Below are 11,515 nucleotides of genomic sequence, written 5' to 3' on the forward strand. Positions count from 1 at the left end.
ATTAATTATTTGCACTGCTGATTGAGACTTGATCAGTCCATTCCGTGGTTTTTCCACCAGGGTAGTTGGCTGTGATACTGTAACGATAGTTGCCGGACATCACGAAAGGAAGTGAGACCTGATAATTTCCGGTATCCATTTCTTTGGCAGGATAAGGACCGGCCTTCATATCATGATCGGTCATAAAGATTGTAACGCTCACATCTTTTGGTTTTTTCTCTTTTAGCGGAGGTATTTCGATCGTCATTGTTTTATTGCCGGCATGCAAATTTTTCATATGAACTTGGACTGTTGACTCCGATGCTGTCAAAGCTTTATCATACGAAGTTTTTGGCAGGGGATAAGCTGATTGGCTTAACCAAACACCAAGTAATATAAGAACAATACCGATCAACCATTCTGTGCGAATTAGACGGAAAGTAGAAAATCCTCCGTTTTTCTTCCATTTAAGTGTTTGCACAAGTGCCAAGCAAAGCATTAGAAGAGTAAGCACAATTTTGCAAAGAAGCAATGTGCTCCAATTCATCCATCCTTCAAATATAGCTTTCCAACTGGTTTGGAAAAATACCATGGCTATTCCGGAAAGGATGACTAACCCGGAAAAGACAAGAACTCGATTGACGAAGAAGGATCTAAATTCTTCCCAATGAACTTTTCCTTTGCGTCTAATTAAAATCATGTACAAAAGTGCGCCTAACCATAGGCTTATGCCTAGTTGGTGAATAATACGCGGAATCAATGCAGCATATGGATGTGCCAGACCCCATACATGTCCTCCAAACGCTGGCGTGATGGCCAATGCTAGCCACAAGATAATATACCAGCCTCGCACCATACCAGGAATCAAGAGAAGTAGAATGCAAGCTAATTGTGCAAATAACATCAGCACAAATGGGAAGTGCAGCAATAGATCCCATCTTCCTTTAAACATAGCTTGTACCAATCCAGGTGGGAGTGAATTTACGTAAGCCACTAATTCGGCTGCACTCGCTACCAGTAGGATTGGATAAATCCAGTTGAATTTAGTGATTAACTGACGAAGAGCAGGATAGTTGCGTCTCTCCGCCCAAAGGCTAAATATGTAGACACCTGCTAGTAAGACAATAGCTCCTTGTGCAACCGTACGGAAAATAATCAGCAGTACACCGCTTGTTTGATTGCCATCTGCGATTGCGTTTGCTCCATTACTAGTTGCTTTGCCAACTGAAAAGTAGTAAGAACCGCTGACTGGATGACCATCTAATGACACAACACTCCACTGAACGGTATAAGTTCCTTCTTTTAACTTAGGAAGTGAAAAAGAAAGATTAGCTGAACGCTCACTGTTACTTTCTGGTTGATGTGTAAAGACAGGCAATGAGTTTCGATCATAAATAGTAACATTCGCTAAGTCTAATTCTACCGGCTCATTAAAGCGCAACTTTAATGTGGTTGGTGATTTTTCAGTTACAGCTCTTTCAGCAGGTATCGATTCGATAAGGGCAGAATGTGCATCGGCAGTATGCATCCCAAAAAGGGGAAGCAACAAGGCTATGGAAGCTACTATGAACAACGCCAATTGGGCAATATATTTTTTAAAAATAGCAAACTCCCCCTAGCAATCTGAACAGCAATTATTATTGCTGCCATTCATTTTTTGAGAGACTTGTTGCATAGCTTCTTCAAACGAATACACTTTACCACCAAAACCTTTTACAAAGTTCTCCGCATGCTCACGCCATTGAAAGGGAAGTACTTGAGGTTGGCAGCACCCTAAATTCAGAGAGGTGTCCATCACATACCATGCCATAGGTGCACTAATTGTTGTTTGGGTAAGAAAGTCTGGGCAAATAGCTTGCATGGTTTTCTCTGCAAGCTGTTGATGCCGAAGCAGTCCGCAATGTGTACAACAAGCCATTTCAATCTGGTTATTGCTTAAAATTAATCGATAGGCTAACTTATCATTTATACTTTTGTGGCATAGTACACAGAGATTCGAGTTAGTGCTATTGGAAGCTTGGTATGATGGAGCAAGACAAATGCCTCCAAACGTTTTTTCTACCATGCCCTCCTGAATCAATGGCTTTACATCACGATGAATGGTCATTTCGGAAACATTCAATAGCTCACTTAACTCTGTAATCTTCAAATGTTTTCTTTCACTGATTAATTCTTTTATGCGCTTTTGTCGTTCAAGCGGCAACATGATATCCCCTCCTGTTATAGTATTGATAATTTATAACAAAAATAAACATTTTATAACATGATAATTGTAAGTGCAATACCAATAAAAATCAACGAGATAGTCTGATTGTTTACTGCTTTATTATTAAAATAGAAACTTTTTGTGTCAGGGAAGTATATATTCGTCCTATTTACAACGGCTAAATTAAATTGTACTCTCATATGCGGGTAATTTACTTTTTAAAATATACTCTTTTCTAATGTAGAAACACTAGATATCATCAATGTCATACTGTAAAATAAACTAACAATATAATCGACAGAATATTCGAAAGTTATTGAAGGTCGAACTATGGAGGAGTTGCAAAATGGCAAATTCTATAACGGATCACATTGGAAGGCATATAACTGTTCCTGACTCTCCTAAACGAATACTCTCTATTTGCCCAGCCATTACGGAAACTCTTTTTTCATTAGGGCTTGACGAAATGATTGTAGGACGCACAAAATATTGTATATTTCCAAAACGAAAAGTAGAAAATATCCCTATCGTTGGCGGCACAAAAGAGGTTAAGATTGAAACTATCCATGATTTGCAGCCGGATTTAATTTTGGCAGAAAAAGAAGAAAATACGAGAGACATTGTGCTTGCATTAGAAGAGATTGCTCCAGTTTTCGTCACAGAGGTACAGAGTACAGACGATGCATATCGGTTGATTGAAACACTTGGGTCATTGACCAATCGAAAGAAGCAGGCTCATGAGCTGCTTACCTCATGTCAAAATGTTTTTCCTACACCTACAGAGGATCAAACGCTTAAAGCGGCCTATATAATTTGGCGAAAGCCTTATATGGCCGTTGGCGGAACAACGTATATTGATGATGTCTTAAGGATATTAGGGTTCGAAAATCCCTTTACGAAGAAAGAATCAAGATACCCTGAGGTTACAAACGAAGAACTTGCAGAGGCTAATCTTGATGTCCTTCTGCTTGCTTCTGAACCTTTTCCATTTCAAGAAAAGCATATAGCAGAATTTCGTAAGTTCCTTCCAAAGGTCAAAATTCTTTTAGTAGATGGTGAGATGTTTTGGTATGGCGCAAAGATGCTGGAGGCTTCTGAATATCTGAAGGACGTAAAAAGAAGAGCTATCTCTGAAAGAGATTAGTAAAGTAAATGAATTAGGAAGGTTTTGAGCAAAATGAATCCCAAAATTGATGAATATATAAACAGTGCGACCCTTTGGCAAGAGGAAATGAAATTGCTGAGAGAAATAATTCTATCCTGTGGCCTTACGGAAGAATGGAAGTGGCGGATTCCTTGCTACACGATGGATGATAACAATATCGTTATGATTCAGGCATTTAAAAAATATTGTGCACTGGGCTTCTTTAAAGGCTCCTTATTAAAGGATCCCAATGGCATCTTAGTCAAACCAGGGGAGAATACACAAGGTGGTCGCCAAATTCGATTTGCTAATGTCATAGAGATGGAGTCTATGAAAGACACGGTAAAAGCATATATCTTTGAAGCAATTGAAGTGGAAAAGGCCGGCATGAAGGTAGCTCCCAAAAAAGAAGAAGTAGAGATGCCAGAAGAATTGAAAACAAAATTTGTTGAAATGCCAGCTTTAAAAGCATCTTTTGAGTCATTAACGCCTGGACGACAAAGAGCCTATATCATGCATTTTTCAGCTGCCAAACAATCAAAAACGCGAGATGCCAGGATAACAAAGAATATCGAAAGAATTCTTAGCGGTAAAGGATTGAACGATTGTATATGTGGCATGTCAAAAAAAATGCCGAATTGCGATGGTTCACACAAGTTTATATAAGGTTATTGAAAAATAAACAATGAATCTGTCGAATAATAAAGGGTTTTGGACTTCTAGAGAAGAATGAAATAAAAACTAAAATACTGAATGAGGTGCTGAGGAAATGAGAGCATGGAAATCGCACGAGCACATTGAAGTAATCTTCGACGAATCTCAGAAACACCGTCTAAAACTCACTTGTACATGGGATGAAGATTTGCCGGATTGTTTATATATTATGTTAAATCCGAGTTCTATTGATTTGGACAAATGTGACCACACGATTGATCGTTGCATTAAGATTGCCGAATTTAATGGTTATGGCTCAATCAGTATTGTTAATTTATTTTCTTTACGCACCGCTAAAACAGAAGAGTTGCTAGGGGCAGAAATACGTTCTATTCCTCAAAATCTTTGGACGATCAAGAAGTCGATTGATAAAGCTCATATTGTGGTGGCAGCATGGGGCTCAAAAGGGGGATGGTTCAATGCCAACTATCCTATTTTGAAATACTTAGAAGAGACAGGAAAAAAAGCGCACCTTCTAGATGCTAATAGTTTTGGCTGTCCTATGCATCCATCGTTCATTAAAACGATGACCTATTTTAAGGAATATCAATTTCATGAAAAGATAGGCCTGTCTTCATGATTTCTCAACGGTTGGAAAATTTCATTAACCATAAAACTATAAAGACCAAAGATTTAGTCTCCAGCCTGTTAAAAGGTTGGGGATTGTTTGCGTTCGGAATAGTAAACGTTCTTTAAAACCCCTTAACCACAGAAGTTATCTGGCTAACTACCAGTTTTTCGCTGTGAATAAGGGGTCTACTATTCTTCCACTCTATGCAATTGCTGATCTGCGAATTCTTTGTAAAGAGGATGTGATTGATAGAGCTCCTCATGTGTACCGCTTCCTGTGATTTTACCTTTTTCAAGAAAAATAATCTGATCTGAATCAATAACTGTTGAGAGACGGTGGGCGATGACAATCGTGGTACGACCATTCATTAGATCGTTTAATGCTTGTTGCACAACTTTCTCCGATTTGCTGTCAAGGCTGGATGTCGCTTCATCTAGCATTAAAATTTCTGGATTTCTTAAAAACGCTCGAGCAATGGCAATTCGTTGGCGTTGGCCGCCAGAAAGTTTCATTCCTCTTTCGCCGACTTCTGTACTATAGCCATTTGGGAGATCCGCGATAAATTGATCGGCATAAGCCATTTTAGCGACAGTCTGAATCTCCTCATCGGTCACCTCACGCCTCAAACCGTAGCAGATATTATCCCGTATAGTCCCGGAGACTATCGGGCTTTCTTGTGATACATAACCGATATGACTTCGCCAAGAGGTAAGGGAGAAATCGTTGATTGATTTATCGCCAATGGTAATACGTCCACTATTGGGCTGGTAGTATCGTTCGAAGAGAGAGAATAGGGTTGTTTTACCGCTGCCGCTAGGTCCGACAATAGCGGTTACTTTTCCTGACTGGATAGTAAAGTTTATATCATGTAAGATTGTATCTTTTTCATTGTAACTGTAGTTGACATGTTTCACTTTTAAATCTGCATCTACATGTTCAACGTCATCTGTAGCATTTGGCTCTGGGGCTAATTCAAGAATATCAATGATTCGTTCTGTGGCACCTGTAGCTTTTTGGAAGTGAGTGAAAAATGACGCCATTTGGGCCATTGGCATAATGATCTGAAACAGATACATGATGAATGCTACTAAAGAGCCCGCTGTTAAAGCACCGGATGAAACGCGCATGCCGCCATAACCCAGTAGCAGAACAAGCAGTGTCATCATTACAAGGCTAATGATTGGGCCAATTAACGATTGGACCTTAGCTTCTCTTAAACCAAAATTGAATAAGTTGGTAATGCCTCGACGTCCATTCGCATATTCAACTTCTTCAGCATTGGAAGATTTAACAAGTCGAATTTCAGATAAAACCTGCTGAAGGACAGCAGTGAATTTTGCCGTTTCATCTTGTGTTCCTTTAGCGATTTTATACATCTTTTTACCAAGTGGAACAAGTATAGCAGCCGCAATCGGTATTGCAATGAACATCACAAGGGTCATTTTCCAATCTAAAATAAAGAGAACGATAATAGAACCAACAATGGAAATAATACCTGCAACAAAGTTTGCTAAGTGGTCAGAGATGAGATCTTTCACAACCGATGTATCATTCGTCATTCGGCTTACCGTCTCACCAGAAGGGTGTTCATCAAAATAACTGACAGGCAATACAAGTAGCTTCTTCCAAAGTCTATCTCGAATGCTCGCCACAACTGTTTGACCAATACGATTCAATAAATAAATAGAGAAACCGCTTGCCAATGCCTGAGCAAGAATCGCTACGACTAGGAAGGATATACTTTTTGCGTTAATGGCGCTAATTGAAAAATCATTCACCAGGTTTTTAGTGAAAAGTGGTACGAGCAAGCCCACCCCTGTCGTAATCAGACTTAGCAAGATGGCTATGCTGATTAAGAGTTTTGGCGGATTAGCTTGTTGTACAAGCTGAAGAAATGGACGCCAGCCTTTTTGATTCTTTTCTTGTTTCATAGAGTAGTGTTCCTTTCTCTCATAGTAATCAAATTATATACATCTTTTAAGTGTGTGTCAGGCAGCAGGGATTGAATAGTATTGAATCAAAAGGTAATTTGCAAAAGGGAGGGTGTAACTTTATATCGAAATATCTGGAAAACAGTCTATCTTCACTTTTGACAAAAAGTGATTTTGCTTGAAAATGCCAATTTAAACCTATAGTATGGGTAATAGATTCCAACAAAGAGCTTTTAATAACAAAAACTGTACTATTTTAGATAGATTAAGTATTTATTTGCTTAAATAAAGGATTAGAGTGCTCAAATGAAGAATTTATATAATAAAATATACTAAGGGGGTAGTTTATAAGAATTGATTTGATAAATGAGTATTTTTCGTAAAATTAGATGAAGATTGACGAATAATCTCTATTTTATAGTTTTTAGGAAGACGAAAATCCTTTGGATAAGCTTGAGCTTAAAATCCAATTGGAGCGAAGCCTTAATTGGCAAAGAAAAAGTTTCCTTTATACACTATTACAAAAAATTTATGAAATGATTCAAATAAACTACTGTTGTATTTGTAATTAGTTTTTGTGACTACATTTAATATTGAAAAATCCTCGAAAAACCTTCTTTTTCATCCCACGATTCTCTTTTTAAATTTCCAGCACATAATCTTGATAGAGATTAGTTTATTTCACCATATTTCAGTTGTTTTCTGGATGCTGTTTTTTGCTATTTTTTAAAAGTGGAAGATAATTAGAAACAAAATTATTTATTAATATCCAAGTGGTAACAACTATCGTGTAAAATTCTTTGAATGCTTGAGAATAATTAGGATAGGTAGGGGATGAAGAATATGGGAAAAGTGGTAGATCGAGATCAGCTTTATTATATGCAAATAGATGGGATAATACAGCGTTGTAAAGCCTTATCTGTTCCATGTCACATTCAAACAATAAGTACTTTAACCGGTCTGAATGATGAAAAAATATTGGAATTGATAGAATGTAATTATAACAATAAAATGATTTCAAGAGATAATTATTTTATTGAATGATTCTTAATGAAAAGATCATCAATTAGTTATCCACAACTAGAAAAGCCGAACTATTAGCAATGCTAGCACAGCATTCTATATAGTTCGGCTTTTTGACATTAACTAAATTAGCATTCCCCTAAGTACTCATCATCATAATATATGTCCCATATTTAAAGTAGTAGATTATGAATATTAGCAATGGAAAGATATAACGTCGGAAGATTAAAAGATACTAACATCAATCAATCTAGTGAGAAAAGAGATTTTAAATTATTCACTCTTTCCAATAAATAAATTAAGAGATTCTGTTTGAAATGTAATCTTTCAATCCATACTGAAGAAAAGAAGGTATGAAAGTTAAATAGATTATTTTTAATTAAATTTATTAAAAAAGAGTAGAGTAGGGGGTATTAAAGTGCTTCAGCTAGAATCGATGGTTGAAAAATTAAATGCTACTTTTTATAATTCGGTAGATTTTGTAGCTAGAGAAATTTCTTTTCCGAAAGATCAGTATGCTATTCTCTGTTACTACAGTTCGATGGCTAACAAAAAAGATGTACAAGATATAGTGAATTTATTGAAGATGCAAACAACGGTAAACGAAAAAGAGTGGGATGCAACGACATCTTCCCAAAAGGAGAGTTATAATCTTGAAAAATTAGTTGAGTATGTTTGCCAGGGATTTACAGTGCTACTATTATTGAATTCTCAGGAAATGGTTCGTTTTACCATACCAGACTTACCTCATCGTTCCCCAGATGAACCGACGAACGAAGCAATTATACGAGGTTCTCATGAAGGGTTTGTCGAAGATATGGATGTGAATTTGGGATTAATCAGAAAAAGGATGCGCGTACCAGATTTAATTGTTAAAAAAGTGACTGTTGGAACGGACAATAAAGCTGAGGTATATTATTTTTATTTAGCCCGCTTTGCCAATCAAGATAACCTCACAGAATTAGAGCGTAAACTCAATCTAATGAAAGATAAAATAGATGGATTATACACTTCTGGTCAAGCAAATGACTTTATTGAGGATTCTCCTTTATCGCCATTTCCACAAATCTTGAATACAGAAAGGCCAGATAGGGTCTTCGCTAATCTTTCTGAGGGGAAAATTATTATAATGTCTGATTTTTCCCCGAATGCTTTTATCGCACCAGTCACATTATTTTCATTTTACCAATCGCCTGATGACTTTAATAGTCGTGTAATCGTGGGTTCTTTTTATCGGATGGTGCGAGTCTTTAGTTTTCTGGCAGCCATTTTTTTACCGGCCTTTTATATAGCGGTTGTTAGTTTTCATTATGAGGTGCTGCCAATAGAATTAAGTAAGAAGTTAAAATTAGATATAAGTGAAATTCCCTATAGACCCATATTTGAAGCATTGATTGTTGAAGTTATTATTGAACTCATTCGTGAGGCCAGTGTACGGCTTCCAGTAGCTTTGGTTCAAACTATTGGTATTGTCGGTGGTTTAGTGGTCGGAGATGTCATTATCAATGCAGGTTTAGTTTCAAATATGGTTGTAATTGTGGTAGCTTTAACGGCTATATCTAGTTATGTAGTACCGTCAGTGGAGTTAAATACTTCTATCCGAGTTTTGCGTTTTCCGTTTATGTTTGCTGCTTCAATACTAGGATTCTTTGGGATATTGCTAGGAGCGCTTGCTTTAGTTGTTCATTTATGTAATTTAAACTCATTGAAATCACCCTATCTATATCCAATAGTTCCATTTGATCCAAAGAAAGTGAAACAAATTTTATTCCGTGGAAAACACACCAAATCTTCTCCACAACCCAGCAGTTTTGACCCGAAAGGAAGGGAAATATGAATTTTACAATTACAAAAGTTCAACTTTTTCTCATGCTCTTTTTCAGATCAACAGGTATCATATTTATTGGTTATCCCGAAACAATTATTTTAGCTGGTGGGCGTGATGCGTGGATTATATTCTTTGTGGGATCACTAATTGTTTTCTTTCAATTATGGATATACGAAAAATTATATAAGTACTTCGATTTAGGGAAATTCACAGCTTGGATATATATTTTCATTTGGATAATTGTTCTCATTGGTTCAATTATTTATATGCAATACAATTTGAATATATGGGTACAGCAAAACACACCTCATACTATTTCATTAGTATTAATGTTATTAATATCTTTTTATATCAGTGTAAGCAGACCGTCTACAATTATCAATTTACCAGTATTTATAATTCCTTTTATTTTTATTTTTATTATATATTTGTTATTTTCTATTCCAGAGTTAAGCCTTAATCATCTATTCCCAATAGGGACGAGTACAGGAGGTCAATGGATGAAAGGGACGATGGTTGCAATGGCTGCTTTTACAGGACTAGAGGGGTATTTAGTATTAAGAAAATATGTTTTGCCAGAGGATAAAATAAGCTTTAAAGATATTCTAACCTTCCAACTTTCTATAACACTATTTATTGGTTTCTTAGTTATTGTTACTAAAATGTATTTTGCTACAGATGCTTTGCCGTATGTAACAGAACCTATCTTGTATATTTTAAAATCAATCGAAGTAACATTTGTAAAAAGACTCGATATTTTCTTCTTTTTTTTATGGCTGGGCTGGAGCATTATTTCATTTGGTCTAATCGTGTTCAATATACGAATTGTCTATTTCAAACAGAAACGTAAGCACAAAATATGGCCAATGGCTGTTTTGCATTTGATTGTTTTTATTGGTAGCGTAGGAATAATAAACATTCAAGTAATGGAATTCATTCGAAACCACTTCCACTATTTTTATATCCCAACTACTTTTATTCTTCCTTTCATCATTATGTTATTCAATAGAAGGAGGAAATCTAAATGCGCCGAGCTTTGATGTTCTTCGTGATTGGTTCTCTATTTCTTAGTGGTTGTTGGGATCAGAGGTTGTATAAAGATCTTGCTATCATATCTGTTATAGGAGTTGATGGGTATATTGGGGATATCAAAGCCTACTATGCATATCCTAGTTCTAGTGATGATCCAACTCAATATATTGTACTTGATGGAAAAGGTAAAACAGCGAGAGAAGTGAGGATGGATGCTAATAACAAATCAGAGCAAGCTATAGATATAGCAGAGTTGACGACAATATTATTTAATGAAGATACAGCAAAAAAAAACTTATATAAAATGTTAGATGTCTATTACCGTTCAGCTCAGAGTCCGATGACTGCGAAAATTGCTATAACAGATGGATCTGTAAAAAGATATTTAAATTTGAAAGAAACCATACCAAAAGAGATTGGTGAGTATTATTTAGACTTTATAAAAAGCTTTGAAGATTACTCTATATATCCTAAAACTAATTTAGAAATTGCAGCCAATCTAATGTTTAGTGAAGGAGTGGACTTAGGGTTACCATATATAAAAACTAGTGGAAAAGGGCTTCCACAAGCAAAAGGTTTAGCATTATTTAATGGTCAAAAATATACCGGCGTTCATCTTACACAAAGAGAGTCTCAATTTGTCACTTTATTAGGCCATGGAAAAGCAAATTTTGCTGAGCTATCATATTTATGGGATAAGGATGGAGAACAAATTCCGGTTTCATTTAGTGTGATCCGTTTTAAAAAGAAGAAAAAAGTGGCTCAGGTTGGAAGTAAGATAAAGATGACCTATGAAATAAAAATGCCTGTTGTCATGACAGAATATCCACCTGACCATTTAAACAAAAAGAAAAAAAGAGATCCAATAGAGAAGTTTATTGCAAAAAGGATTGAAAAAGACATGGCCAAGATGTTTAAAAAATGCCAGGATGCTGAATCAGATGTAATAGGGATAGGAGAAGAGATTAGAGCATATCATCCGAATCTATGGAAAGAAGGAAAATGGAAAGAATTATATAAGGACATGGAAATAAAGGCAAAAGTAAATGTACAAATCGAAAGAAGTGGCAGCACTAGATAAGCAATC

At 36.2% G+C, this 11,515-nt stretch carries 10 protein-coding genes; 7 read left to right on the top strand and 3 right to left on the bottom strand.

Annotation, left to right across the window (positions count from 1 at the left end; genetic code table 11):
* Position 1: 1 nt before the first annotated feature.
* Positions 2-1,558 carry a copper resistance CopC/CopD family protein gene (locus M2M59_RS02635; protein ID WP_249775421.1) on the bottom strand — a complete coding sequence of 519 codons (1,557 nt, stop codon included), beginning with the start codon at positions 1,556-1,558 and terminating at the stop codon, positions 2-4.
* Positions 1,559-1,594: 36 nt separating this feature from the next.
* Positions 1,595-2,185: a DeoR family transcriptional regulator gene (locus tag M2M59_RS02640; protein WP_249775422.1), complete on the bottom strand. Its 591-nt coding sequence runs from the start codon at positions 2,183-2,185 to the stop codon at positions 1,595-1,597.
* 346 nt (positions 2,186-2,531) lie between these two features.
* Here M2M59_RS02640 and M2M59_RS02645 point away from each other — a divergent pair, with 346 nt between their 5' ends.
* From M2M59_RS02645 to M2M59_RS02655, 3 genes are all read left to right on the top strand, one after another.
* On the top strand, positions 2,532-3,329 hold the full coding sequence (locus M2M59_RS02645; RefSeq protein WP_249775424.1) for an ABC transporter substrate-binding protein: 798 nt from the start codon (positions 2,532-2,534) through the stop codon (positions 3,327-3,329).
* Between the two features lie 33 nt (positions 3,330-3,362).
* Positions 3,363-3,995 carry a DUF1801 domain-containing protein gene (locus tag M2M59_RS02650; RefSeq protein WP_147195008.1) on the top strand — a complete coding sequence of 211 codons (633 nt, stop codon included), beginning with the start codon at positions 3,363-3,365 and terminating at the stop codon, positions 3,993-3,995.
* 103 nt (positions 3,996-4,098) lie between these two features.
* Entirely contained in the window at positions 4,099-4,623 is a 525-nt protein-coding gene (locus M2M59_RS02655; RefSeq protein ID WP_147195006.1) for a DUF1643 domain-containing protein, read from the top strand.
* Positions 4,624-4,802: 179 nt separating this feature from the next.
* Here M2M59_RS02655 and M2M59_RS02660 read toward each other — a convergent pair whose 3' ends face one another.
* Positions 4,803-6,545, bottom strand: a complete 1,743-nt coding sequence (locus tag M2M59_RS02660) for an ABC transporter ATP-binding protein (protein ID WP_249775425.1) — start codon at positions 6,543-6,545, stop codon at positions 4,803-4,805.
* Between the two features lie 843 nt (positions 6,546-7,388).
* On the opposite strand from M2M59_RS02660, the gene M2M59_RS02665 reads away from it, so the two are divergent.
* The 4 genes from M2M59_RS02665 (at position 7,389) to M2M59_RS02680 (ending at position 11,509) form a co-directional block, all read left to right on the top strand.
* A complete protein-coding gene (locus M2M59_RS02665) occupies positions 7,389-7,589 on the top strand; it encodes a hypothetical protein (RefSeq protein ID WP_249775426.1) in 201 nt (66 codons plus the stop codon).
* Between the two features lie 397 nt (positions 7,590-7,986).
* Positions 7,987-9,405: a spore germination protein gene (locus M2M59_RS02670; RefSeq protein WP_249775427.1), complete on the top strand. Its 1,419-nt coding sequence runs from the start codon at positions 7,987-7,989 to the stop codon at positions 9,403-9,405.
* On the top strand, positions 9,402-10,436 hold the full coding sequence (locus M2M59_RS02675; protein ID WP_249775428.1) for a GerAB/ArcD/ProY family transporter: 1,035 nt from the start codon (positions 9,402-9,404) through the stop codon (positions 10,434-10,436). Before M2M59_RS02670 ends, M2M59_RS02675 begins: the two co-directional genes overlap by 4 nt.
* Complete coding sequence (locus M2M59_RS02680; protein WP_249775429.1) at positions 10,421-11,509, top strand: Ger(x)C family spore germination protein; 1,089 nt, start codon at positions 10,421-10,423, stop codon at positions 11,507-11,509. Before M2M59_RS02675 ends, M2M59_RS02680 begins: the two co-directional genes overlap by 16 nt.
* The last annotated feature ends 6 nt before the right edge of the window (positions 11,510-11,515 follow it).

The organism is Rummeliibacillus sp. G93, from assembly GCF_023515935.1.
GTDB classification, from domain to species: Bacteria; Bacillota; Bacilli; order Bacillales_A; family Planococcaceae; genus Rummeliibacillus; species Rummeliibacillus stabekisii.

Excerpts from the sequence above, each read along its gene's own strand:
- M2M59_RS02640 (WP_249775422.1), bottom strand. The coding sequence starts at position 2,185 with ATGTTGCCGCTTGAACGACAAAAGCGCATAAAAGAATTAATCAGTGAA.
- M2M59_RS02645 (WP_249775424.1), top strand. The coding sequence starts at position 2,532 with ATGGCAAATTCTATAACGGATCACATTGGAAGGCATATAACTGTTCCT.
- M2M59_RS02650 (WP_147195008.1), top strand. The coding sequence starts at position 3,363 with ATGAATCCCAAAATTGATGAATATATAAACAGTGCGACCCTTTGGCAA.
- M2M59_RS02655 (WP_147195006.1), top strand. The coding sequence starts at position 4,099 with ATGAGAGCATGGAAATCGCACGAGCACATTGAAGTAATCTTCGACGAA.
- M2M59_RS02660 (WP_249775425.1), bottom strand. The coding sequence starts at position 6,545 with ATGAAACAAGAAAAGAATCAAAAAGGCTGGCGTCCATTTCTTCAGCTT.
- M2M59_RS02665 (WP_249775426.1), top strand. The coding sequence starts at position 7,389 with ATGGGAAAAGTGGTAGATCGAGATCAGCTTTATTATATGCAAATAGAT.
- M2M59_RS02675 (WP_249775428.1), top strand. The coding sequence starts at position 9,402 with ATGAATTTTACAATTACAAAAGTTCAACTTTTTCTCATGCTCTTTTTC.
- M2M59_RS02680 (WP_249775429.1), top strand. The coding sequence starts at position 10,421 with ATGCGCCGAGCTTTGATGTTCTTCGTGATTGGTTCTCTATTTCTTAGT.